Origin of the sequence: Streptomyces sp. L-9-10, from assembly GCF_004151105.1 — a bacterium.
Classification (GTDB): Bacteria; Actinomycetota; Actinomycetes; order Streptomycetales; family Streptomycetaceae; genus Streptomyces.
Map to the genome: position 1 here is coordinate 1 of NZ_PHRF01000042.1, position 24,434 is coordinate 24,434.

General features: G+C 71.0%; 17 protein-coding genes and 1 pseudogene. 11 read left to right on the plus strand and 7 right to left on the minus strand.

Annotation, left to right across the window (positions count from 1 at the left end):
• Window positions 1-288 precede the first annotated feature (288 nt).
• Together CU044_RS38510 and CU044_RS12195 are read right to left on the minus strand one after the other, a co-directional pair.
• Window positions 289-441, minus strand: a complete 153-nt coding sequence (locus CU044_RS38510; RefSeq protein ID WP_165371865.1) for a hypothetical protein — start codon at window positions 439-441, stop codon at window positions 289-291.
• 252 nt (window positions 442-693) lie between these two features.
• A complete protein-coding gene (locus CU044_RS12195) occupies window positions 694-3,645 on the minus strand; it encodes a BTAD domain-containing putative transcriptional regulator (RefSeq protein WP_129768559.1) in 2,952 nt (983 codons plus the stop codon).
• A gap of 283 nt (window positions 3,646-3,928) precedes the next feature.
• Between CU044_RS12195 and CU044_RS12200 the strand changes: the two genes are divergently transcribed.
• From CU044_RS12200 to CU044_RS12215, 4 genes are all read left to right on the plus strand, one after another.
• The gene (locus CU044_RS12200; RefSeq protein ID WP_129768560.1) at window positions 3,929-5,533 is read left to right on the plus strand and encodes an FAD-dependent oxidoreductase; all 1,605 of its coding nucleotides are present in this window, start codon (window positions 3,929-3,931) and stop codon (window positions 5,531-5,533) included.
• A gap of 313 nt (window positions 5,534-5,846) precedes the next feature.
• The gene (locus CU044_RS12205; protein WP_129768561.1) at window positions 5,847-6,755 is read left to right on the plus strand and encodes a helix-turn-helix domain-containing protein; all 909 of its coding nucleotides are present in this window, start codon (window positions 5,847-5,849) and stop codon (window positions 6,753-6,755) included.
• Between the two features lie 15 nt (window positions 6,756-6,770).
• Window positions 6,771-7,610, plus strand: a complete 840-nt coding sequence (locus tag CU044_RS12210) for a helix-turn-helix transcriptional regulator (protein WP_129768562.1) — start codon at window positions 6,771-6,773, stop codon at window positions 7,608-7,610.
• Window positions 7,594-7,809: a DUF397 domain-containing protein gene (locus CU044_RS12215; RefSeq protein WP_129768563.1), complete on the plus strand. Its 216-nt coding sequence runs from the start codon at window positions 7,594-7,596 to the stop codon at window positions 7,807-7,809. Before CU044_RS12210 ends, CU044_RS12215 begins: the two co-directional genes overlap by 17 nt.
• 48 nt (window positions 7,810-7,857) lie before the next feature.
• Here CU044_RS12215 and CU044_RS12220 read toward each other — a convergent pair whose 3' ends face one another.
• A complete protein-coding gene (locus CU044_RS12220) occupies window positions 7,858-8,568 on the minus strand; it encodes an AAA family ATPase (protein ID WP_129768564.1) in 711 nt (236 codons plus the stop codon).
• A gap of 115 nt (window positions 8,569-8,683) precedes the next feature.
• Between CU044_RS12220 and CU044_RS12225 the strand changes: the two genes are divergently transcribed.
• A complete protein-coding gene (locus tag CU044_RS12225; protein WP_129768565.1) occupies window positions 8,684-9,226 on the plus strand; it encodes a GNAT family protein in 543 nt (180 codons plus the stop codon).
• A gap of 34 nt (window positions 9,227-9,260) precedes the next feature.
• Here the strand turns inward: CU044_RS12225 and CU044_RS12230 are convergent, their stop codons facing one another.
• Both CU044_RS12230 and CU044_RS38515 read right to left on the minus strand, forming a co-directional pair.
• Window positions 9,261-9,614: a hypothetical protein gene (locus CU044_RS12230; protein WP_240045521.1), complete on the minus strand. Its 354-nt coding sequence runs from the start codon at window positions 9,612-9,614 to the stop codon at window positions 9,261-9,263.
• Between the two features lie 641 nt (window positions 9,615-10,255).
• Entirely contained in the window at window positions 10,256-10,426 is a 171-nt protein-coding gene (locus CU044_RS38515; protein ID WP_165371866.1) for a hypothetical protein, read from the minus strand.
• Window positions 10,427-10,604: 178 nt separating this feature from the next.
• On the opposite strand from CU044_RS38515, the gene CU044_RS12235 reads away from it, so the two are divergent.
• The gene (locus CU044_RS12235; RefSeq protein WP_129768567.1) at window positions 10,605-11,888 is read left to right on the plus strand and encodes a helix-turn-helix transcriptional regulator; all 1,284 of its coding nucleotides are present in this window, start codon (window positions 10,605-10,607) and stop codon (window positions 11,886-11,888) included.
• A complete protein-coding gene (locus CU044_RS12240; RefSeq protein ID WP_129768568.1) occupies window positions 11,885-12,454 on the plus strand; it encodes a GNAT family N-acetyltransferase in 570 nt (189 codons plus the stop codon). The genes CU044_RS12235 and CU044_RS12240 overlap by 4 nt, the downstream gene beginning before the upstream one ends.
• A 77-nt stretch (window positions 12,455-12,531) precedes the next feature.
• Here CU044_RS12240 and CU044_RS12245 read toward each other — a convergent pair whose 3' ends face one another.
• Entirely contained in the window at window positions 12,532-13,272 is a 741-nt protein-coding gene (locus tag CU044_RS12245; RefSeq protein WP_129768569.1) for a 3-oxoacyl-ACP reductase family protein, read from the minus strand.
• Between the two features lie 184 nt (window positions 13,273-13,456).
• Entirely contained in the window at window positions 13,457-15,109 is a 1,653-nt protein-coding gene (locus CU044_RS12250; RefSeq protein WP_165371867.1) for a CehA/McbA family metallohydrolase, read from the minus strand.
• Window positions 15,110-15,482: 373 nt separating this feature from the next.
• Between CU044_RS12250 and CU044_RS12255 the strand changes: the two are divergent.
• From CU044_RS12255 to CU044_RS12270, 4 genes and pseudogenes are all read left to right on the plus strand, one after another.
• A pseudogene (locus CU044_RS12255) lies at window positions 15,483-18,041 on the plus strand (bifunctional FO biosynthesis protein CofGH); the annotation flags it as partial.
• Window positions 18,042-18,204: 163 nt separating this feature from the next.
• Window positions 18,205-21,558, plus strand: a complete 3,354-nt coding sequence (locus tag CU044_RS12260) for a tetratricopeptide repeat protein (protein ID WP_240045523.1) — start codon at window positions 18,205-18,207, stop codon at window positions 21,556-21,558.
• Between the two features lie 113 nt (window positions 21,559-21,671).
• Window positions 21,672-22,916, plus strand: coding sequence for a DUF418 domain-containing protein (locus tag CU044_RS12265; protein ID WP_129768570.1), 1,245 nt, complete (start codon window positions 21,672-21,674; stop codon window positions 22,914-22,916).
• Window positions 22,917-23,187: 271 nt separating this feature from the next.
• On the plus strand, window positions 23,188-24,303 hold the full coding sequence (locus CU044_RS12270) for an ADP-ribosylglycohydrolase family protein (RefSeq protein WP_129768571.1): 1,116 nt from the start codon (window positions 23,188-23,190) through the stop codon (window positions 24,301-24,303).
• Window positions 24,304-24,434 lie beyond the last annotated feature (131 nt).

Below are 24,434 nucleotides of genomic sequence, written 5' to 3' on the forward strand. Positions count from 1 at the left end.
GCTGGTGACGCCCGCGCCGTCCATCTCCGCCATCAGCCTCGCCGCGTCGAAGCGTGTGTAGTTGTGGACGAAGACGGTCGCCTCGGCGTTCCAGGGGGTGCCGCGGCCGCCAGAGCAGCCGTGACCAGAATGCGCTTGACGAGTGTCATCTCAAATCCTTTGTGGCAGGGACTCTTGAAGCGTATGCGCATCGGCCACGCTCGCTAGTGGTGATATCCGGACATGCCACGACCGCGACGGCCCCCCCTCCGCGCCGCCGCGGTCGTCACCCCCGTCGAAGAGGTCTGGTCAGACAGGTTCACCAGTGGCGTGGACGTCGCCCTGCGTGGTGGCCTCGCCGCCTGTGGCGTGGACGTCCTTGACGGTGTTCTCGCCACCGGTGGACGTCGCGTGGACGTCCTTCGGCTTGAGTACCGTCTCGTCCGTCTTCTTGTCACCCATGATCGATCTCTCCCCTGTTGTTCAACATGTGCGTGATGGGCTGGGAGATGCCCGTCCGACAGCTCCCCCGGAAACCGTCGGACGTGCATCTCAGGGACCGTTCACCGCAGTGCGCCGGTCCGTGTCGTTCCGTCTGCCCCCCGATACGACGGCTCGACGTGCACCAGAGTGGCGCGTGGCGATAAACGAACGATGAACGCCCCACTGGGGCCGGAGATTACGCCGGGGACCAGGCCGGAGGCACGCCGGGGGTCACGCCGCGGCGGCCGGTGACAGCAGCGCGCGTACCTCCGCCGCCTCGGCCGAACCGAGGGCCTCGTAGAGGGACAGCGCCTCGCGCCAGCACACCTGGGCCCTGCCCGTCTGTCCGATACCGTGCAGCGCCCGGCCCAGGACCGTGAGCACGTTCCCGCGCCGCCACTCCCCGCCGATGCCGCGCAGGACCGTCAGCGCCATCTCGGCGTTGGACGCGGCCTGCGCCGGCTTGTGCCCCTCCAGATCGGCCTCGGCCAGCCGGCAGAGCGTCATGCCCTCCCACAGCCGCTGGCGGCTGTCCCGGAAGACGACCAGCGCCTCGTGGAGCCGCTGGGAGGCCTCACTGAGCTGCCCGGCCTGGGTGAGCGCGAGCCCCAGCGCGTAGCGGCCGTTCGCGCCGCGCAGGGAGTGCCCGAGGCCGTCGTATATGTCTATGCCCTGCTGGGCCAGGGCGATGGCGCTGGACGTGCGTCCCGTCGCCAGCCGGATACGGGAGAGGTTGCACAGGGCGCTCGCCTCGCCCGCGCGGTCCTGCACCGCCCGGAACCGCTCCAGGGAGCGCGTCAGGTTCGTCTCGCCCTCGGCGTGCCGGCCCTGGAAGAGCGCGATGATCCCCCGGATGTTCGGCGCCCAGCAGCTGGGCAGCGGGTCCTGCGCCGCCTCCGCGAGCCGGTGCGCCTCACCGGCCTCCTCGTCCCCCTCCTTGAAGCGGCCCACCATCTGGTGGACATTGGCCAGAATCACCAGCGCGCGCGCCTCGGCCCGCTGGTCACCCGCCGCGTGGGCGGCCTCCCGCAGGATGGCGGCGACCTCCTCGTACTGCTTGGAGTTGGCGCCGGACTCGGCCAGGTCGACGCAGGCCCAGAGGAGATCGACCGCGCGGCGCAGCGTCGGCGCGCCCGAGCACTGCCGAACGAACGCCAGCAGGCAGTTGGCCTCCGCGTACAGCCAGTCCTGCGCGTCATGCCGGTCGGTGAAGGACAGGCCCTGGTACGACGTCGGCTCCAGGTGGTCCACCAGGCGGTCCCCGGGGCGCTCCAGGGCGTACACGCTCGCGGCCGTCGCCAGGTAGAAGTCCAGCAGCCGCGACAGGGCCGCCTCGCGCTCGGAGGGCGGCTGTTCGTCGCGTTCCGCGCAGGCACGCGCGTAGAGACGTACCAGGTCGTGGTAGCGGTAGCGGCCCGGCGCCGCGGATTCCAGCAGCGAGGTGTCGACCAGCGACTCCAGCAGGTCCTCGGCGTCGTGCAGCGGCAGGTCCAGTACGGCCGCCGCCGCGGCCAGCGAGAGGTCGGGGCCGTCGGCCAGGCCGAGCAGGCGGAAGGCGCGGGCCTGGGCCCGGTCCAGGGCGCCGTAGCCCAGTTCGAAGGTCGCCTTGACCGCGAGGTCGCCCGCTTGGAGCTCGTCCAGTCTGCGCCGCTCGTCGGCGAGCTTCGCCGCCAGGACCGAGACCGTCCAGGTGCGGCGGGCCGCCAGGCGGGACGCCGCGATCCGGATGGCCAGGGGAAGGAAACCGCACGCCGCGACGACATCCAGCGCCGCCTTGCGCTCGGTGGTGACCCGCTCCTCGCCGACGATCCGGGTGAAGAGCTGAAGCGCCTCCTCCGGTGACATCACATCGAGGTCGACCAGATGCGCGCCCGCCAGATCGACCATCCTGACCCGGCTGGTGACCAGCGCCGCGCAGCCCTCCGTACCCGGCAGCAGCGGACGCACCTGCGCGGCGTCCCGCGCGTTGTCCAGCAGCACCAGGATGCGCCGGCCGTCGAGCGTCGAGCGGTAGAGCGCGGAGCGTTCGTCGAGCGAGTCGGGGATCACGGCGTCGGGGGTGCCGAGCGCCCGCAGGAACGAGCCCAGTACGTTCTCCGGCTCCGCGGCCCGCGTGCCCGCGCCCTGGAGGTCCACGTACAGCTGGCCGTCGGGGAAGTACGTCCGCGCCGTGTGCGCGACATGCACCGCCAGGGTCGTCTTGCCGACACCGCCGATGCCCGCGAGCGCGGAGACGGCCATCACGGACCCCTCGACCGTGGACAGCCGCTTGCCCAGCTCCTGTACGAAGGAGACGCGGCCGGTGAAATCGGGCACCGTCGCCGGGAGTTGCGCGGGGCGCATGAAGGTGGGCGGCGGCGCGTGTTCCTCCACGGGACTGGCCAGTTCGGTGTCCGCCTGGAGGATGCGCTGCTGGAGCTGGGCGAGTTCGGGGCGCGGGTCGACCCCCAGCTCCTCGGCGAGCAGCCGGCGGGTGTCCGCGTAGACGGCGAGCGCCTCCGCCTGCCGGCCGCTGCGGTAGAGCGCCAGCATGAGCAGTTCGCGCAGCCGCTCGCGCAGCGGATGCGCGGCGGTCAGCACGGTCAGCTCGGAGACCGCCTCGGCGTGGCAGCCGACCTCCAGGTCCAGATCGAGCCGGGTCTCGGTGAGCTGGAGGCGCCACTCCTCCAGCCGGGCCCGCTGGGTCTCGGCGTAGGGGCCGGGCACGGAGGCCAGCGCCTCGCCGTCCCACAGCCCCAGCGACTTGTTGAGCAGCGCGCGGGCCTGGTTGCGGTCCCCGGCGGCGCGGGCCTTCTCCGCGTCCGTGGCCAGTTCCTGAGCCAGGTTCAGATCGAGCTGGTCGGGCCGGGTCCGCAGGGCGTACCCACCGGCCTCGGTGACCAGCACGCCGGGGGAGAGCCCCTTGCGCAGACGCGAGGCATAGGTCCGTACGGCGGCCAGCGCCTGCGAGGGCGGCTCGTCGCCCCAGAGCGCGTCGATCAGTTCACCGGCCGTGGCGGTGCGTCCGTCACGCAGTAACAGGGCGGCCAGCAGGGCACGTTGCTGAGGCGACCCGGGCGGTACGGGCTCGCCGCCGCGCCAGGCGCGCACCGGTCCGAGCACGCTGAAGCGCAGCTCGCCCGAGCCACCCTGCACGGCCGGAGCCCGCTGCTCCGGTACGCGCGGCCCGCCGTCACGTTCCATAGCTCCCCCTGCCCCTGCCACTGCCGGTATCGCCCTCGACAGTCTGCCTTGTCGGCGGCTGCGCGTCAGCAGTGAGTAGCGGTCTGCACAAGCCCTCGACAGGATCGGGACCGCGGTTGACGCACGTGTCACGGAGCGCCGGACTTCTGTTGACCAATAAGTATTGGTATGACGGTTGACCGTGCTGGACCATGCCGGTCCGTGCTGGACCATGCCGGTCCGTGGCGGTCCGTGCCGGTCCGTGCCGGTCCGTGTCGGCGAGGAAGACGAGGAGGCAGCGGCCATGACCGATGTGATCGTGGTGGGGGCCGGTCCGACCGGGCTGCTGCTCGCGGGGGATCTGGCGGTCGCCGGACACGCCGTGACCCTGGTCGAACGCCGCGCGGAAGCAGTCGGAAATCTCACGCGCGCTCTCGCCGTCCACGCCCGCACGCTGGAGCAGCTGGACGCGCGCGGACTCGCCGACGAGCTGGTGGCGCGCGGATTTCCGGTACGGGAACTGCGGCTGCTCACGCGGACGGCCATCGATCTGTCCCGGCTGCGCAGCCGCTTCCCGTACGTCCTGGTCGTCGGGCAGTACGAGGTGGAGCGACTGCTCGAACGGCGTGCACGCGAGGCCGGTGTCACGTTCTTGTACGACACGGAGGTGACGGGCGTACGGCAGGGCGGTGAGGGGGCCGGGGTGGAGGTGCGAGCGGGAGGCGCGGGGCCCGGGCCGGGGCCCGGGTCGGGCGCGGGGGCGGCGGCCGGGACCGAGCCGGGGGCCGGATCTGGACCCGGATCAGGACCCGGACTCGGATCAGGACTCGGATCAGGACCTGGTCCTGGACCTGGACCTGGACCCGGACCCGGACCTGGATCGCGCACGCTCCGCGCCTCGTATGTCGTCGGCACGGACGGTGCTTCCAGTACCGTCCGCCGCTCCCTCGGACTGCCCTTCCCCGGCTCCGCCGTCATCCGTTCGATGGTGCTGGCCGACGTCCGGCTGACCGAGACGCCGCCCGCCCCGCTGACCGCCAACGCCGAGGGCGACTTCCTGGCGCTGATCGGCTCGTTCGGCGACGGCTGGTACCGCGTCATGGGCTGGAACCGCGCCCGGCAGCTCCCCGACAGCGCACCCGCCGATCTCGACGAGGTGCGGGAAGCCGCCCGGCAGGCGCTCGGCTCCGACTACGGCATGCACGACGCCCGCTGGATCTCCCGCTTCCACAGCGACGAACGGCAGGTGCCGCACTATCGCGTGGGGCGCGTCTTCCTCGCGGGCGACGCCGCGCATGTCCATTCCCCGGCCGGCGGCATGGGCATGAACACCGGCCTTCAGGATGCCGCGAACCTCAGCTGGAAGCTGTCGGCCGTGCTCGACGGACGGGCGGGCGACGCGCTGCTCGATACGTACGACACGGAGCGCCACCCGGTCGGTGCCATGGTGCTGCGCGCCAGCGGGGGCATCATCCGGCTCGCGCTGACCCGGTCCGTCCCGATGCGCGCCCTCGGGGCGATCGGGTCCCAACTGCTCGTCCGGGCACACCCGTTGACGGACCGCGCGATGCGCATGGTCAGCGGCGTCGGCATCGCGTACCGCTCCCCGCGCGGCGCCCACCCCCTGGTCGGCAGGCGCGCCCCCGATCTGGCGCTGTCGTCGGGACGGCTGTACGAGGCGCTGCGGGCGGGCCGGTTCGTGGTGGTGGGACCGCGTGGGGACGCGGGCGTACGGTCGGTGGTGCCGGGCGACGGCCCGGTGCTGTACGCCGAGTTCGCGCGCAGCACCAGGCGCACGCTGCTCATCCGGCCCGACGGCTACATCGCCTGGGCGGCCGACGCCCCGGACCCGTCGGGCCTGCGCGGAGCCCTCGCGGAGTGGACCGGACAGCGGGAGGGACGTCCGTAGCGCACGGCGGGATCTTCGCGGGCCCACCGGATCGAGGTTTCCACGACCCGGTGGGCGAGGACCCGGTGGACGAGGACCCGGCGGCATGGGACGTAAAAAAGCTCTCAAGGACCCGGGTAAGAACCCTGCCCAACCACCCCTTTTTCCCCCGGCAGTCCTCGTCACTCGCACGGGTGAAGAAGGCAACATCTGGTCATGGGTGGCGTGTTGGTGTGGTTACGCTCAGCGACGCAACCCCAAACCAATTCGGCCCCCGGCCGGGACTGGCATCCCGATCGAGGGCCTGACCACCCAGGAAGAAGACACCTTCCCGATGGCTCTTCAGCAGCTTAACGTGCCCTCGCACGCCCAGTCCGGCATTCCGGCGACCGTTCCCCCGTCCGGGGTCGCCCACCAACGGCACCGGCACACCGAGAAGTTCACCGTGATCGGCAACCACCTCGCCCAGCACGAGGGAATGTCGCTGGTCGCGTTGGGTCTCGGCGTGTACATCCAGTCTCTGCCCGACGGGGTGAATGTCGGTATCAAGAGCCTCGCCGTGCGGTTCGAGGAGGGCGAGGTGACGATCGCCAAGGGGCTGCGGCAGCTGGAGGCGTACGGCTATCTCAGCCGTACGAGGGAACGCACCCCGCAAGGACGCTGGGTGACGAGGACGGTCGCGTACGACATGCCGTCGGCTCTGACCCAGCAGTCGCCTGCACCGAAGCCGAAGCCGAAGCCGAAGCCCGCGCCGACCACTGCCCCGGCTCCTGCCACTGCCCCGGCTCCCGCCGCCACCTCTGCCCCGACCGACACCCGTTCCCCGGCCCGGACTCCGTCACCCGCTCCGCCCCTTCCCGAGCCCGGCTGTCCCGACCTCACCCGCCATCGCACCGCCGCCGAAATCCTCGCCGGACTCCGACGCCACGACCCGCGCCTGGTCCTCTCCGAACGGGATGTCCGCCGCCTCGCGGGCGCCGTATCAACCTGGCTGGAGCGTGGGATCGAACCCGCCGCCGTACAGCGCACCCTGACCAGCCTGCTGCCGCAAGACCCCATCCACTCCCCAGCGGCCCTCCTCGCCCACCGCCTCACCACCCTGCTGCCCCCGCCACTCCCCGCCGTACCGGCCCCACCACGCGTCGTCCCCCTCCAGAACTGCGACCGCTGCGACCATGCTTTCCGCGCACCCGAACCAGGCAACTGCCCCGGCTGCCGAGCGGCCTCACGGCCCGCCAGCTGAAAGGAAGTTCGAGCTTTGGAGCTGAACAGCGACGAAGACGGCAAGGCCACCCCGCGCACGCTGCTGGGCCGGAGACTGCGACGGATGCGCGGCGACTCGGGGCTGTCACTGCGTGCCCTCGCCGAGCAGGTGGGTTATCCGCACTCCTATCTCGGCAGGGTCGAGCTGGGGGATCAACTCCCCTCGGAAGCCCTGGCCATCGTGCTGGACAGGCACTTCGGTACGAGCGGCCTCTTCATGGATCTGCTTGAGCTCGCACAGGACACGTCGATTCCCGACTACGGTCGTGCGATCGTCAGCAGCGAGGAACAGGCAACGCGCATCCAGGTGTTCAACAGCAGCCTCATTCCTGGTCTGCTGCAAACAGAGGACTACGCTCACGCGCTCATTCGGGAAACGCGTTCCCAGGACTCGGAGGAGCAGTTGAGTGAGCTCGTCGAGAGGCGTATGCGGCGCAAGCGTGTCCTTGCCAAGGATAATCCGCCACTTTTCTGGGCGATTATGGATGAGGCGGTACTCAAGCGCCCAATGGGAGGTTCAAAGTGCATGACCGAGCAAATTTCCTCCGTGCTGGAGGTGGCGCGGATGCCTCATGTCGCGGTTCAGGTGCTCCCGTTCACCCAGGGTGAGCATCCCTTGCTGGGTGGGAGTCTGAGCCTCCAGACGTTCCAGAACGGGGCTACGATCGCGTACGTAGAGAGCTTCGTATCCGGGGAGTCGGTAGAGTCGCCCAAGAAGATCCTCAGGCTTACGCAAATGTTCGACACGGCTCGATCGAAGGCGCTGCCCGAGAAGGAATCTCTCGCCCTGATGCGCACATACCTGGGAGAGTATGAGAATGCAGAAGATTCCTGACGCGTCCGCCTTCAGCGCGTGGCGCAAAAGCAGCTACAGCAACGGAGACGGCGCCGAATGCGTCGAGGTCGCCGACGGCCTGATCGGCATCGTCCCCGTCCGTGACAGCAAGAACCCTCACGGCCCGGCGTTGGCGTTCTCCGCTGGTCAGTGGTCGTCGTTCGTATGTGCCGTCAAGCGCGCCGAGTTCGCCGCCTGAGTCAGGCGCTATCAGGTATGGCCGCCGCCCGCGGCAACGCGCCTACGGCTACGGCTCGACGATGTGCCGTAGATAGGCGTTCGGGTCGGCGAGATAGCGGCGCCAGTGATCCACGACACCGAGTTCCCGCCAGGCCACCCTCCGCATGCCGTGCGCGCCGACCTCGATGATGTCCGCGCCCGGCAGGGCGGTCAGCAGCGGGGAGTGCGTGGCGCAGATGACCTGGCCGCCCTCCTTCGCCAGCCGGTCGATGTGGCCGATCAGTTCGAGGCACGAAGAGAACGAGAGCGCCGCCTCCGGCTCGTCCATCACATAGAGCCCGGTGTGGAGGAATTTCCCCCGGAACGCGGCGAGAAAGCCCTCACCATGGCTGACCGAGTCCGGCGAGAACCCCTCCCTGCCCAGGGCGTCCATCGCGGTCTCGGCCCGCAGGAAGAAGCCCTTGCGGGCCGACCAGCTGGTTGCCATGCGGCGCCCGCGCGCGCCCGCGTCGAACTTCATCCGCTCGCCGAGCGCCGACTTGCCACGCGGGGACGCGTAGCGCCAGTCGTGGGAGCCGCCGTAGGAGTCCAGACCGAACCCCTCCGCCAGCGCCTCGACCAACGTGGACTTCCCCGAACCGTTCTCACCGACCAGAAAGGTCACGGGCGTGGTGAAGCGCAGCCCTTCGTCGAGCAGCTGCCGGACGCAGGGCACCGACCACGGCCAGGCGTTCTCGTCGTACGAGGAGAGATGGGCATACGCGCGTTCGACAATCACCCGTGCAGTGTCGCCCATGACACGGAGGACGTACGGCTCCCCAGGGCCGTCACATCAGCTGGAACGCCCCCATATTCGGTTGCCTCCGGTCGGCCCGGTTGGATAGGAAGCCTGCATGCTAAGGGGCAGCAAGGTCGGGCTCAGGGCCCGTCACGAGGACGACATTCCGATCCTGGAGGCCGAGCTCCACGCCGATGTCGCCGGCCACGCGCGGGCCGATGGCCGGCCGTGGCGGCCGATCACGCCCGGCTCGAAGAACTCGAAGTTCGCGGTGGACGACGAGGAGCAGCGGCACATCCCGTTCTCCGTGGTGGAGCTGGACGGCGGCACGCTGGTCGGCATCGCGGTGCTGTGGGACATCGACAACCACAACCGGTCCGCGCACATCGGGCTGGGGCTGCTGCCGTCCTCCCGAGGCCAGGGCTACGGCACCGACGTGGTGGCGGTCATGTGCCACTACGGCTTCATCGTGCGCGGCCTGCACCGGCTACAGATCGAGACGCTGTCGGACAACGCCGCGATGCTGCGCTCCGCCGAGCGCAACGGCTTCGTCCGCGAGGGCGTGCTGCGCTCCTCGGCCTGGGTGATGGGCGAGTTCCTGGACGAGGTACTGCTCGGTCTCCTCGTCCAGGACTGGAAGCACGACCCGAAGGGGTAGGCGGGCGCCCGCCGAGGCCGAGCACCCTCATCCGCTATCGCGCCGGACACGCGTACTCCGGGCGCACCCGGTGCGGACCGCACGCAACCAGATTGACGGAGAGGAAACGGCCACCCGTCAGCCACCAGCCCCCCACGAGATCCTCGCCGGCCGCCAGGCGTCGTACGAACTCCTCGCGGTCGGCCGTCGGAGCGTAGCTGCCCGTGAAAGTCTCGGCGTGATGTGCCAATTGCTCTGCGTACCAGTCCGCCGCCTCATCCGGCTCGGTGAACGTCGCCTCGATCCGGGCCGCGGATTTGAGGAGCCAGTCCGCGCTTTCCAGGGGCATCACCTGGGCGGACGGGAATTCCGGGTGTCCCGCGCGACGATGTGCGTCGCCCGGCTTCACCAGTACGTCTCCGTGACCGAGCCATACGTACGCGTGGTGGTGCGGCGCCACTTCTCTCCTTGAGGTTCGGCAGGCGGCCCCGCCCCGATGTGCGAGGCCGCCCGGTTCAACGGTGTGCTGTTACTTCCGGCCGCAGCCATCGCCGTCGCCGCAGCCGCCGGAGGGGCTGCCGCCCTTGCCGTCGTCCTCGCCGGTGTCCTCTCCGCCGGCCTTGACCGGCTCCATCAGGTGTCGCATGGTGACTTCCTGTGCCTTATCGACGCCCGGTCCGTCCGGGCGAGCCGATTGGTGCAGTGCTGGGCCCCTGTGGCCCGACCCGTTCCGGTCGGCAATTCCTTCGCCGGGAGTCCGGCCGGAACGGGCGTATGCGTACCGTCCGGAGACGGTGATGCGACCCTGACCCGATGCGGTCGCCATGGGATGTGGGCGCCGGTTCTCCCGGTGCCGATTGCGCTCTCAGTCGGGGGGCCCGTAATCGGGGCACAGGGAATGCCCGCATTCACACGGGGGCCAGCGCAGTGCCGACCCGGGGACGAGGTCGGTGTTTTCCCCTCCGGGATCACACTTCGGTATGGCGAGGAGGCCGTCCGTCCCGAACTCCTCCGTCAGCTGGGCCAAGAGCTTCCGCGCCTTGCTGTGTGTCATTCCGCCTCTCGCCTCAGTCCGTGGAGTACGCGCTCCAGGAGCGCCTTCGTCACCGGGTCGTACATCCGGGGGACGGATTCGGGCACCAAGCGCCAGAAGCCACCGCTGTGGACCGTGGCCTCAAGTTCGGCCGTACGGCCCGCTGTTCCAGGGGCTTGCTCGCACATATTGGGGCTGTGCCTTCCGTCATCAAACGGCCACCCTCCGTAGTGGTGGCTGTGCTTCAGTGAACGACCGGGCAGGCGCAGGGGGGAGGAAAAGCCGGGGCAGCACGCGTCGGAGCCAACCGGAAATTTCGCAGTCGTCCGCTTCTGCCCCAGTGGCATGACTGGCTACGGTGAAACGGTGGAGGCCAACCAGAAGCTCATGAGCCGCATGGATGAAGCGGGTTTCACGCAGAACGAGTTAGCCGAAGCGGTGAACGCCTATCTGCGTGCTCTCGGCCATGACGGGACCGTGAGTGACCGCACCGTGCGCAACTGGCTGACCGGAAAAACTCGCTGGCCCCATTCGCGGCAGAGGGAAGCGTTGGAGACAGTCTTCAACTGTCGGATCACCGAGCTGGGATTCGCGCCTCGGGGAAAACAAGTTTCGCCGTTTTCGGGACCATCGGAGGACCGAGTGCTTCGCCGCCACTTCATGGGCGCATCGGCCGGAATCACTCTGGCCTCCGCCTCTGCCGTCCCCGCCCATGGTTACACCGCGCAACGACGGGTGGGGGCTGGCGACGTGGAGCGTCTGTTGAGCAAGTTCACGTCGCTCATCGTGAGCGACCATCGGTATGGCGGACAGCTCACTATCGAGAACCAAGCCTCCGGCTGTGCCGACGAAGCCCTGGCTCTTCAAAGGCGCGGCACCGCAAGCCAGCGGGTACGGGGTGCCCTGTATGCCTGCGCGGCTTCCTTCACCTCCAGCGCCATGTGGGCCGCCATCGACGGGCGCCGCTTCGACGAGGCACAGAGCTACTTCGACCGGGCAGCCAGCCTCGCCGCCATGTCTGGTGACAGCACCATCCAGTTCCGCATCTGGTCCCACGCAGGCAGTCTGTACCGGCACCTCGGGCGCCCTGCTGATGCCCTGGCGGCCAACGACGTAGCACGCAGTCTGCCTATCGCCCGCCGAGATCCATTCTTCGCCTCCCTCGGACACGCCCGTCACGCCGCTATCCATGGGCTTACCGGCAACGCCGTCGCTGTCCGACGGGTTCTTACCCATGCACAAGAGGCACTCGATCGTGCCGATCCGAAGGAGTATCGGCCGGTATGGCTAAACGCGTTCTATGACCAAGCAGAGCTGGAGAGCTTGGCTCTTGCCGCCTACCTGAGCTTGGGTGACTTCGAGCAGGCCGAGGCCCATGCACACCGAAGTCTCGCTCTTCTCAGGCCGCACATGCACCGCACCCGAGCCATCACCACCGCGCGACTTGCGCACGCGCAACTTGGACAAGCAGATCTGGAACCGGCCATCGCAACTGCGATGTCCATTCCCACCGACGTTTTCACACGTCATCCGCGTGTTGCCAGATTGCTTGGCGACTTCGGTATCAAGCTGCACACCGCCGCACCATCCAGTTGGCAAAATCGCGCTTGGGACCAATACACCCACGATTTCCGAAGGACCAACAAGTGACCACCAACGCCATCGCACTACGCCATGCATTCGAAGTGCAACCCGTGTGGCACGAACTCATCGAGGTCTACGCCGAAGTACGCGCTGATCAGCTGCACCAACCGCACTATTCGGTGGAGCGATACGGCGAGAGGCTGGCCCGGCATGCGTCCGAGCCCGGATGGGAGGCCGTCATTGCGTACCACGGCCAAGAACCGGTGGGGTACGCCTACGGGAATACGCTCCTGCCGGATGACCGCTGGTGGCGGCGTATGACCACCACCCTGCCCATTGGATGCACTGACAGGCCCACCCTGGCGTTGAAGGAGATCATGCTCCTCAAGCCCTGGCGAGGCACCGGCACCGCCCTGCGGATTCATGACGAACTGCTCGCGCACCGGCCGGAGGAGCAGATCTCCCTCCTCGTGAACCCGCAGGCCGGGAACGGGAAAGTGAAGGCACTCTACGAGTCGTGGGGTTACGAGACGATCAGCGAGCAGCAGCCCTCCGCCGATGGACCCGTCCTCACCGCCATGCTGCGCGCCATCCGGAGGACCGCACCCTCTTCGAGCGGTCCTCCGGAGTAGCAAAACACCGCTTACCCGTAAGGGCACACCACGCCCGATGGCCTCGCCATGGCGGCTCGCCAAGACGTCTGTCGACGTCAGGCGGCGAAGCCTCCGTCGACGCTGATCGTCGTTCCGGTGATGTAGCGGGCGTCGGTGCCGGTCAGATAGGTGACGGTGGCGGCGATGTCGTCCGGCTCGGCGTAGTGCCCCAGTGCGGTCAGCCCGCGGATCATGTCGGCGTTGGGTCCGTCGGCGGGGTTGGCATCCGTATCGGTCGGGCCCGGGTGGACGAGGTTGACGGTGATGCCCCGTGGCCCCAGATCGCGCGCCAGGCCCTTGGTCATGCCGATGAGCGCGGTCTTGCTCATCGCGTACAGGCTGAACCCGGGGAACGGCGTCCGCTCGGCCACGTTGCTGCCGATGCTGACGATGCGTCCCCCGTTGCCCATGTGCCGTGCCGCGGCCTGCGAGGCCACGAACGGCGCCCGTACGTTCACCGCCATGGTCCGGTCGAACTCCGCCGGCCCGAGGTCCTCCGCCGGTCCGACCAGGAACACGCCGGCGTTGTTGACGAGCACATCGAGGGCGCCGAACGTTGCCGCCGCCTCGTCCACGGCCCCGGTCACCGCGGCGACGTCGGCACTGTCCGCCTTGATCGCCAGGCCCCGGCGGCCCTCCGCCCTGATGCGATCGACCACCTTGGCCGCACTCTCCGAGTCCCGTTCATAGGTCAGCACCACGTCGGTGCCTTCCCGCGCGAGCCGCAACGCCACGGCCGCGCCGATGCCACGGCTGCCGCCGGTGACCAGGGCTACTTTGACTTCGCTCTTGTTCATGGCTCCAGCGTGATCGCGAGCGGGCAACATGTCCGGCGGAAAACAGCCATGACGTTCGATCACCTCCCACCGCGCTCCCTCGCGTGCCCGGCACCTGTCCGACCGCGTCCGTCACCCCCCGAAAGGGCCCGGCCGACACCTGTTCGTGGTGGGTGTCGGCCGGGCTGCCCGTTTCGGGCCGTCGTCACTCCCCGAGGAAGACCGGGTTCGTGAACGCCGCGAGTGCGCCGGGGAAGCCCGGCGTCGTCGGGGCGTGGCGGATCTCCGCGCGTACGTAGGTGGCGTAGGCGGGGGTGGTGCGCCATTCCACCGTGCCCGTGCCGGAGGTCGGGAGCGTGGCCGTGTGCAGGGTGCCCTGGTCGGTGACGAAGTGGGCGGTGCGGCCGGGGGCGCCGGTGACCTCCAGGCGTACCGTCACCGGCTCGTCCGCGCCGACGCGCAGACGGTCGCCGATGCCCGCGTGCCTGCCCCGGCCGCCCGCCGCGCCGAAGGTCAGGGAGACCGAGGCGGACTCGGCGATGTAGCTGTGGCCCGCGCGGATGCCGGCGAGGATGGCGTAGCGGGTGAGGTCCTCGGCCAGGACGACGGTCTGCGGGGTGCCGATGGGGTCGGGGTCGCGGTGGGCGTCGCTGCTGCCCATCGCGGGGGTCCAGGGCCGTCCCGAACGGGCCGCGGAGACCAGGGTGTTGTCCCAGTCGGCGAGGGAGACCTCGTCGTCGACCGTGTACGGGCCGTTCCACACCTCCACCGCGTCGGCGTCGGCGAAGCCGAACTTCCAGTTGCAGCCGATGCAGGTGGCGTGCGGGTGGGCCGGGACGACCAGGCCGCCGGCGCGGCGGACCTCGCGGGCGTAGTGGCCGAAGCGGTTGTCGCGGGCGCGGTAGCGCCAGTCGATGAACGTACCGCCGTCCATGCCCAGCGCCACGACGTGCCCGTTGCGGGTGGTGATCTCCTCGCCGGTGAGGATCAGCAGGTCGTCACCCCACAGGCCGTCCCAGACGCTGTGCGCGGAATGCGTGTTGTGCTCGCTGGTGTTGATGAAGTCGAGGCCCGCCTTCCTGGCGAGCGCGGCGATCTCGGCGGGCGTCCGCCTGCCGTCGGAGTGGACGGAGTGGATGTGGCAGTCACCGCGGTACCACGCCCGGCCGCGCCCCTTGGCGCGCCGCGGCGGGTACACGGGCCTGGGGGTCTTGCCCGGGGCGCCGAACCGCAGCGTGATCGTCACCTCGTACGCCAGGCCCTGCGGGGCGACGGTGTACGGGCCGAGCGCGATGTGCCAGGTGCCCGCGTTCACCGGGCCGGGGAGGTAGCCGGGGGTGGCCTCGTCGGCGCGCAGGAAGAACTCGGTACGGGCGCCGCCGGACCAGCCGCGGAAGCCCTCGCCGCCGAGTCGTGTGCCGCGCTCGTCGAAGATGCCGATGTCGAGGGCGTTGCCCTGGGTGCCGGCCGGCATGGTGGGGCGCTCGTAGGAGTAGGCGACATGTATCTCGCGGACCCCGCGCGGTACTTCGACGGGCAGGTGGACGAAGTCGGGGGAGCCGGGCGGCAGCGTGCCGCGGACGGTTCTGGTCTGCTCTCCGGACCCGTCGCCGGCCGCACCGGCGGCACCGGCCGCACCGGCCGCACCGGTCGCACCGGTCGCACCGGTCGCACCGGCGGCGCCGGAAGGGGTCGCGCTCGCGAAGCTCACGGTACTCAACGTAAGCGCGGCGGCGGCTCCCGTCACCAGAAGACCTCGTCGGGCGATCCCGGCGTCGTGAGCGGCGTCGCGGGCGGTGTCGCGGGCGGCGTCGCGGGTGTGATGAGTGTCGTGGGTCTCTGCGTGGTCCTTACACATGCCGGCGGCTCCCGAGGTGCCAAGAGGGACAAGTGGTCACGAATGCGACCACCGATGGGTGCGTTCGAACTCTGGTATCGAGCCGTGAACCAGGAAGCAAGGGAAGGGAGTCGGCAGATGGCTGAAATGAGTCCAGGACCTGGACGCGTACGGGGCGACGGCGTCCGAAGTCCCGCGTCGTCGCAGGCCACAGCACCGAACGTATTCTCGGAGGATGATGACGCGCGTGCCTGAGGAATCCGGAACAGGACGACCGACGACCCCCCGGCCCGCCGGAGAGCGGACCGCACCACCGGCACCACCGGCCCGAACCGCGCCACCGGCCCAACCGGCGCGGCCAGTCCACCCCGCATCCCCCGGAGGCACGGCGGCCCCCACCGCCAACTCCATGCGCCGCGCGCTCAAGCGGGCGCGGGACGGGGTCGCGCTGGATGTCGCGGAGGCCGCCGTGCTGCTCCAGGCACGCGGCGACGACCTCACCGACCTCGCCGCGTCCGCCGCGCGCGTGCGGGACGCCGGGCTGGCGGCGGCCGGGCGGCCCGGCGTCATCACGTACTCCCGCAAGGTCTTCATCCCGCTCACCCGGCTGTGCCGGGACACGTGCCACTACTGCACCTTCGTCACCGTCCCCGGCAAGCTGCGCCGCGCCGGGCACGGCATGTTCCTCTCCCCGGACGAGGTCCTGGAGATCGCGCGCCAGGGCGCCGCGCTCGGCTGCAAGGAAGCGCTGTTCACGCTCGGCGACAGGCCCGAGGACCGGTGGCCCGAGGCCAGGGAGTGGCTGGAAGCGGAGGGGTACGACGACACTCTCGCGTACGTCCGCGCGATGGCGATCCGGGTCCTGGAGGAGACCGGGCTGCTGCCCCATCTCAACCCGGGCGTCCTCTCCTGGACCGATCTCCAGCGGCTCAAGCCCGTCGCGCCCAGCATGGGCATGATGCTGGAGACGACGGCCACCCGGCTGTGGTCCGAACCCGGCGGCCCGCACCACGGCTCGCCGGACAAGGAGCCCGCCGTACGGCTGCGGGTGCTGGAGGACGCGGGCCGCTCCAACGTCCCGTTCACCACCGGCGTGCTGATCGGGATCGGGGAGTCGTACGAGGAGCGCGCCGACGCCCTCTTCGAGATCCGGCGCGTCCAGCGGGCGTACCACGGCATCCAGGAAGTCATCGTCCAGAACTTCCGCGCCAAGCCGGACACCGCGATGCGCGGGATGCCGGACGCCGAGCTGGCGGAGCTGGCCGCGGCCGTCGCCGTGACCCGGCACGTCCTCGGCCCCGCCGCCCGTATCCAGGCCCCGCCCAACCTCGTCGACGCTGAATACGCGCTGCTCATCGGCGCGGGCATCGACGACTGGGGTGGCGTCTCGCCCCTCACCCCCGACCATGTCAACCCGGAACGCCCCTGGCCGCACATCGACGAACTGGCCTCGCGTACCGCCGAGTCCGGCTTCGAGCTGCGCGAACGGCTCACCATCTACCCGGAGTTCATCGCGCGCGGCGAGCCCTGGCTGGACCCGCGGCTGATGCCGCACGTAGGGGCGCTGGCCGACCCGGAGACGGGCCTCGCCCGCGAGGACACGCGCCCGGCCGGGCTGCCCTGGCAGGAGCCCGACGAGGGCTTCACCGCCACCGGCCGTACGGATCTGCACCGCACGATCGACACCGAGGGCCGCACCACCGACCGGCGCGACGACTTCGACGAGGTGTACGGCGACTGGGAGGCGCTGCGCGAGGCCGCGGCCCCCGGCATGGTGCCCTCCCGGATCGACACGGACGTACGGTCGGCCCTCGCCCAGGCCGCCGACGACCCGGTGAAGCTCACGGACGACCAGGCGCTCGCGCTCCTCCACGCGGACGGCCCGGCGCTCGACGCGCTGACCCGGATCGCCGACGAACTGCGCGCGGACGTGGTCGGCGACGACGTCACGTACATCGTCACGCGCAACATCAACTTCACCAATGTCTGTTACACCGGCTGCCGCTTCTGCGCCTTCGCGCAGCGCCGCACGGACGCGGACGCGTACACCCTCTCCCTCGACCAGGTCGCGGACCGCGCCCAGCAGGCGTGGGAGGTCGGGGCCACCGAGGTCTGTATGCAGGGCGGGATCCACCCGGACCTCCCCGGCACGGCCTACTTCGACATCGCGCGCGCCGTGAAGGAACGCGTCCCCGGTATGCACATCCACGCCTTCTCCCCGATGGAGGTCGTCAACGGCGCCTCGCGCACCGGCCTGTCGATCCGCGAGTGGCTGACGGCGGCGAAGGAGGCCGGACTCGACTCGATCCCGGGCACGGCGGCGGAGATCCTCGACGACGAGGTGCGCTGGATCCTCACCAAGGGGAAGCTGCCGACGGCGACCTGGATCGAGGTCGTCAAGACCGCCCATGAACTGGGCATCCGGTCCAGTTCCACCATGATGTACGGCCATGTCGACCAGCCGCGCCACTGGCTCGGCCACTTCCGTACGCTCGCCCGGATCCAGCAGGAGACGGGCGGCTTCACGGAGTTCGTGACGCTCCCCTTCATCCACACCAACGCCCCGGTGTATCTGGCCGGTATCGCCCGCCCCGGCCCGACGGACCGCGAGAACCGCGCGGTCATCGCGATGGCCCGGCTCCTGCTGCACCCGCACATCACCAATATCCAGACGAGCTGGGTGAAGCTGGGCACGGAGGGCGCGGCGGAGATGCTCCGCTCCGGTGCGAACGACCTGGGCGGCACGCTGATGGAGGAGACCATCTCCCGGATGGCCGGCTCCAGTTACGGTTCGTACCGCTCGGTCAAGGACCTCGTCGCCATCGCGGACGCGGCGGGCCGCCCGGCGAAGCCGCGTACGACGCTGTACGGCGAGGTCCCGGAGGAGCGCGTCCGGGCGGCGGCCGCGTCGGACGGACATCTGCCGCGGCTGCTGCCTCTGCTGACGGACTGACGGACTGACGGACTGAGCCACTCGTCACGGCGGGGTCGCCCGTCGCAGCGCACGGCCCGCGCGGGCCCGGCTCGCGCGGGCCGTGCGCTGTCGCTGTCGCCGCCGTTGCCGCTGCTGGCAGACTGGGCGGGCGAGAACGGAACGGACACGGGGGAGTACGTACGTGGCGCACGCGCATCAGCCGTCGATGGCCGAACTGATCACGCGCCGCCGCAGATTCGTCGGCCGTAGCGCCGAACTGACCGCCTACCGCGACAACTTCGGCTGCCCGCCCGAGGACGAGCGGCACCGCTACCTCTTCCACATCCACGGCAGCGCGGGCGTCGGCAAGACCTCTCTCGTACGGGAGATGGAGCGGACCGCCCAGGAGTGCGGCGCGCTGACGGCGTACGTGGACGAGTCCGTCAGCAGCGTTCCCGAGGCGCTGGCCGCGATCGCCGAGCAGCTCGGCCGGCAGGGCCATCCGCTCAAGCAGCTGGACCGGCGGCTCGCCACGTACCGGCAGCGGCGGCACGAGGCCGAGTCGGCCGCCCAGTCGGCTGCCGGTACGGAGGGCGCCGGTCCGGCGGGCGCCGCTCCGGCGGGCGGGGAGTACCCCGCCCCGTACGCCGGGGCCGCCGCGCCCGCCCCGTCCGCCGGGTCCACCGCCGCCGTCACGGCCGGGGTGATCGGGCTCCGTATGGTCCCGGTCGTCGGGGCGTTCGCGGACGTGGTCGACACCCAGCAGCTCGCGGCGGGAGCCGACCGGCTGCGGGCCACCCTGAGCGCACGCTTCCGCGACCAGGAGGACGTCCAGCTCGTCCTGAGGCCGGACCAGGTGCTCACCCCCGTACTGGTCACCGAACTGACCGAGATCACCCGCTCCGTCCCCTGGATCGCGCTCTTCTTCGACACGTACGAACGCACCGCGCCCTTCCTGGACAGCTGGCTGCGCGACCTGATGACGACCAGCACCTACGGCCGGTTCCCGGGCGCGGTCGTCGTCACGGTGGCGGGCCAGCGCGCCTTCGGCGCCGCGCGCTGGGGCGAGTTCGCGGACTTCGTGACGGATCTGCCGCTCGCGCCCTTCACGGAAGGCGAGGCGCGCACACTCCTCGCCGCGAAACGGGTCACGGACGAATCCGTCGTGGAAGAGGTGCTCAGGCTCTCGGGCGGCCTGCCCGTCCTCGTCTCCACCCTCGCGGAGAACCAGCCCGCGGACCCGCACGACGTGGGCGACCCCAGCGCCACCGCCGTCGAACGCTTCCTCAAGTGGGAGCAGGACCCGGTACGGCGGGCCGCGGCCCTCGCCTGCGCCCTGCCGCGCCGGCTGGACGAGGACGTCTTCCGCGCGGTCGTCGCCGAGGACGCGGCGGGGCTGTACGACTGGCTGCGGACGCTGCCCTTCGCCACCCTCAAGGACGCGGGGGTCTCGTACCACGGCGTGGTGCGCGCCCCCATGCTGCGCCTCCAGCGCACCCGCTCCCCGCGCGGCTGGCGCGAGCGGCACGCCGCGCTCGCCGCGTGCTTCGCCAGCTGGCGCGCCGAGGCGGAGAACGGCCTGCGGGCCGACGAGGTGTGGCAGAGCGCCGAGTGGCGCGCGCTGCGTTTCGAGGAGACGTACCACACGCTGTGCGCGGGACCGCGCGGCGCGCTCCCCGGTGCGCTGCGGGACGTGGTCGAAGGCTGCCGCGAGTCCCCGGCGGCGGCCCGCCGCGCCGCGCGGGTCCTGGCGGAGGCCGGTACGGACACCGACGACGCGGCGGCCAGGGAGTGGGGACGGCGGCTGCTTGCCGCCCTCGACGACGAGGAGGAAGGGGTACGGGCGGCCCTCGGCCTGCTGCTCGACCGGCCCGGTCTGGACACCCGGGGCCGCGCGGCGGCGCACACCGTACGCGGACGGGAACTGCGCGAGGCGGGCGGGTACGCACAGGCGCTGGCGGAGTACGACAGGGCGCTCGCGCTCGACCCGGACGAGCCCCGCGCGTACTACGGACGTGGCCTCATCCATCATCTGAACGGCGCCGACGAGGCCGCTCTGGCCGATCTGCGCCGGGCCGACGAACTGGCTCCGGACACGACCTGGATCCTGGGAGAGTACGGGGAGTTGCTGCGGGCCGTCGGCAGGGACGAAGAGGCCGTCGGTCTGCTGGACCGTGTCCTGCTCCTCGACCCGACCGCCGAGTACGCCCTGGCTTCCCGGGGCGTCGCCCGGCACGCGCTGGGGCAGCGCGCCGCCGCCCTGGCCGATCTCGGCCGCGCCCTGGAACTGGACTCCGAGTATCTGTGGGCGCTGGTGCGCAGAGCCCGCCTGCTGCGCGAGATGGGGGAACCCGCCCGGTCCCTCGCGGATCTGGACCGTGCGGTCGAACTGGCGCCGGACAACGCCTGGGTCGCCTCCGAGCGCGGTGAAGCGCACCGGCTCGCGGGCCGGAACGAGGACGCGGAACGGGAGTTGACCCGCGCACTGGAGCTCAACGCCGATTACGCCTCGGCCCTGGCGAGCCGGGGGTATGTCCGCCATCTGCTGGGGCGGGATGCCGAGGCGCGCGCCGATCTGGACCGTGCGATCGCACTGAATCCCGAGTACGCCTGGGCACTGGTCCACCGTGCCTTGCTGCGGCGGGAACTGGACGACGCCGCAGGCGCGTTGGCCGACCTGGACCGCGCCGTCGACGCCGGCCCGGACCTCGTGTGGATCCGGCGGGAGCGGGGAGAGGCCCGGCTGAACGCCGGACAGTACGAGGAAGCGGTCGCCGATTTCACCGAGGCGCTGAACCAGCGGCCCGACGACGTGTGGGCGCTCGTCCTGCGTGGCAGCGCCCACCACTCCCGCGGGCGTTACGCCCACGCCTTCGCGGATCTGGACAGGGCTCTGGAGCTCGATCCGAACGGCTCGTGGGCCTATTACTGGCGGGGCAGGACGGCACAGGCCGTAGGCCGCCCGGAGGAGGCGTACGCCGATCTCGCGCGGTGTCTCGGCCTGGCCCCGGGCGCCGATCACGCCCGGCGCCGCGCGGCGGCCCTGAGCCTGCTCCTGGGCAGGCCCGAGGAAGCCCTTCGGTGGCTGGACGAACTGACCACCGCCGGCCACGACGACCTGGACGACCGCTGCGACGCGCTGCGCCGTACCGGGCGGTGGGCCGAGGCGCTGGCGGTGGCCGAGCGGTACAGCGTCGAGGAGCCGGTGTACGGCACACTCCAGCGGGCCATGACGGTGACCGTGGCCGAGGGCGCGGACGCCGGGACCCCGATGTGGCGCGAGCTGGAGCGCGTGCTGTCGGAGGCCGAGGGCCTCGCGGTCGAGATGCCCGCGTACGGCGCCATGCTGAGCGCGGCCGTACGGGGGGACTGGGAGGTGGTGGACGCCTCGCTCACCGCCCTGTTCGTCCTGGACCACGAGTGGGACGATCTCGCGAACATGGCCTGCGACCTCGAAGAGCTGCTGGGCGCCCCAGGCGTCGACACCGCCCGCCTGAGCACCAGGCTCGCCCGCGTCGTCGCCGCGCGCGACGCGTTCGCCGCCCGCTGGGCGTGAGGCGGGGGACCACCGGAGAACGACCGCAGGATTCCGCGGAGATACCGAAGAGAACCGGCCGCGTACTTTGGTCGGATGCCGTGCCCGGCCCGCCCTCCGTAGCGTCGTACGGTATGACACCACCGTCTCCGCCCGAGCCCGCCGGCTCGGGCACGTCCGCGACCGCGCGGCTCACCGATGTCGACGCGCTGCGCGGCTTCGCGCTCTTCGGCATCCTGATGGTCAACATCCCGTTCTTCGCAAGTGGTTACACCCTGCTCGACCTGCCGGATCCGGCCCGTCTCGCCTGGCACGACGAGGTCACCGAGAACGTCGTCACGTTCTTCTTCGAGTCGAAGTTCTACCTCCTCTTCGCCTTTCTCTTCGGCTACAGCTTCACTCTCCAGATCAACTCGGCCGCCGCGCGCGGGCTCGGCTTCCGCCCCCGCTTCCTGCGCCGGCTCGGGGCGCTGTTCCTGATAGGTGTCGCCAACGCGGTCCTGCTGTTCTACGGCGACATCCTGGTCACGTACGCCGTGCTCGGCCTGCTGCTCTTCCTGGTGCGCGGCATCTCGCCGCGCCGCGCGCTGTGGGTGGCCGGGATCATCACCGGCACGATCGCGCTGCTGTTCCTGACCGTGGCCGTTCTCGTGGCCGTCATCGACGGTGCCTCCGCGACCGCCACCGCCGCGGAACAGGCCAGGATGCTCGCCGACGGACGGGCCGGCACGGAGGCGATGCGCGGCGGCGCCGGGTCGGTCATCGGCGAGCGGGTCTCCTCGCTGGGGAACGCGTTCCCGCTGATCTTCTTCTTCCAGGGGCCGCTGGCGTTCTCCGCCTTCCTGGTGGGGCTGGCCGCGGGCAAGCGGCGCGTACTGGCCCGCCCCGCCGACCACGAGAGGACGTTGCGGCTCATCCAGCTCATCGGCTTCCCGGTGGGGCTCGCGGGCTCGCTGTTCTACACCTTCGGCGGGGACGACAACCTCTTCTCCAACGCCGCGCACATCGTGACCGCGCCCTTCCTCACCGCCGCGTATGTCGCCACGCTCCTGCGCGTGTTCAGGACCGCGCGCGGCGCGCGGCTGGCCGAGGTGCTCGCCGGGCCGGGACGGATGGCGCTGACCAACTATCTGAGCCAGTCGCTGCTGTGCGGCCTGATCTTCACGGGGATCGGCCTCGGACTCATCGGCCGTGTGCCGTACGCGCCGGTCGCCGCCATCGCGGTGGTGATCTTCTCCGTACAGGTGGTGTGGAGCGGTTGGTGGATGCGACGGTTCCGGATGGGCCCGGTCGAGTGGCTGCTACGGGCCGCCACCCAGTGGGAACGGCCCGCCATGCGGCGGCGCGAGAGCCCCGGCCGCAGCCCGGCGTCCGTGTGACACCGGCGGTGACGGAGGCGTGATGCCGGCCCCCGGGCAGGGCAGCCCGCCGGGCAGCCCGTTGGGCAGCGCGGCGGGCACCACGTAACCATCACGAAACCTTCGCGGCCGGGCTCTGCCGCCCAAAACCGACCTGCCGGGCGACCGCCGCCCATACCGCCCCACCCTTCCCCAGTCAGCCCGAAGCGCGCCCTCAACCCACTGTTCCCGGTCGATTACAGTGCTGCGCAGTTGGTGCGGTCGCTCGGAGGCACAGGGGAGGGAGGGGCGCGTGAGCACACCGTCCGGGGCCATCTGGGGCCGTGCCGAACAGCAGGATTTCCGCAGCCGGGTGCGGGGCTGTCTGCTCGGCGGTGCCCTCGGGGACGCGCTCGGGGCCGGGGTCTCCGCGCTCACGCTCGACGAGATCAGGGCCGCCCACGGGGAGGGCGCCGTGAACGACTTCGTGCCCGCCTTCAGCCGCCGCGGGGCGGTGAGCGCGGCCACGCAACTGACGCTGTTCACCGTCGACGGGCTGATCCGCGCGCAGGTCCGCAGGGACACCGGCGCCTGGCATCCGCCCACCGATGTGCACCGCGCGCATCTGCGGTGGGCGGCGACCCAGCGGGACTGGGGCCCGGATCTGCGCCGCAAGGACGCCGGCTGGCTCGCCCAGGAGGAGTGGCTGTACGCGCGCCGCGACCCGACCATCTCCTGTCTCACCGGGCTCGGCGACACCATCATGGGCACGCTCGACAAGCCCAAGAACACCATCGCGCGCGACTCGGGCGCCCTCGTACGGTCCGCGCCGTTCGGGCTGCTCGTGGGCTGGGAGCCGCAGTTGGTGTGCCAGCTCGCCGTGGAGTGCGCCGTCCAGACGCACGGCTCCCCGGGCGCGTATCTGTCGGCGGGCGCCTTCGCGGTGATCGTGCACGCCCTGGCACGCGGCGAGACGCTGGACGCGGGCGTGCAGCGCGCCCTCACCCAGCTCACCCCGCGCCCCGGGCACCAGCCCGTCTCGGACGCCCTCCAACAGGCGCTCGGCGCCGTACGGCAGGGGATTCCGGGCCCGGAACGGATCGCCGCGCTCGGCGAGGGACGTACCGCGGAATCGGCGCTCGCCGTCGCCGTCTACTGCGCGCTGGTCGCCGAGGACATCCGCCAGGGCCTGCGCCTGGCCGTCAACCACGACGGCCCCTCGGCGGCGACCGGCACGCTCTGCGGCGCGCTGCTCGGCGCGCTCCACGGGGAGACGGCCCTGCCGCCCGCCTGGCTGGCGGAGCTGGAGGGCCGGCCCACCCTGCTGGAGATCGCCGACGACTTCGCGATGGAGATGACCCAGGGTCCGGCGCTGCACAGCCCGGGGGCCGCCGCCTCCGCCTGGCTGGTCCGGTATCCGCGCGGCTGAGGCGGCCCGCGCCGGGGCCTCACGCGACGGTGCGGCGGGTGCGGGCGTACGTACGCCCGCACCCGCCGCACCGGTCTCAGCGATGTCAGTGATGCCAGGGGTGTCAGTGATGCCAGGGGTGTCAGTGGAGT

Coding starts and splice junctions, on each gene's coding strand:
- CU044_RS38510 (WP_165371865.1), bottom strand. CDS start 441: ATGGGTGACAAGAAGACGGACGAGACGGTACTCAAGCCGAAGGACGTC.
- CU044_RS12195 (WP_129768559.1), bottom strand. CDS start 3,645: ATGGAACGTGACGGCGGGCCGCGCGTACCGGAGCAGCGGGCTCCGGCC.
- CU044_RS12200 (WP_129768560.1), top strand. CDS start 3,929: ATGACCGATGTGATCGTGGTGGGGGCCGGTCCGACCGGGCTGCTGCTC.
- CU044_RS12205 (WP_129768561.1), top strand. CDS start 5,847: ATGGCTCTTCAGCAGCTTAACGTGCCCTCGCACGCCCAGTCCGGCATT.
- CU044_RS12215 (WP_129768563.1), top strand. CDS start 7,594: ATGCAGAAGATTCCTGACGCGTCCGCCTTCAGCGCGTGGCGCAAAAGC.
- CU044_RS12225 (WP_129768565.1), top strand. CDS start 8,684: ATGCTAAGGGGCAGCAAGGTCGGGCTCAGGGCCCGTCACGAGGACGAC.
- CU044_RS38515 (WP_165371866.1), bottom strand. CDS start 10,426: ATGTGCGAGCAAGCCCCTGGAACAGCGGGCCGTACGGCCGAACTTGAG.
- CU044_RS12245 (WP_129768569.1), bottom strand. CDS start 13,272: ATGAACAAGAGCGAAGTCAAAGTAGCCCTGGTCACCGGCGGCAGCCGT.
- CU044_RS12250 (WP_165371867.1), bottom strand. CDS start 15,109: ATGTGTAAGGACCACGCAGAGACCCACGACACTCATCACACCCGCGAC.
- CU044_RS12265 (WP_129768570.1), top strand. CDS start 21,672: ATGACACCACCGTCTCCGCCCGAGCCCGCCGGCTCGGGCACGTCCGCG.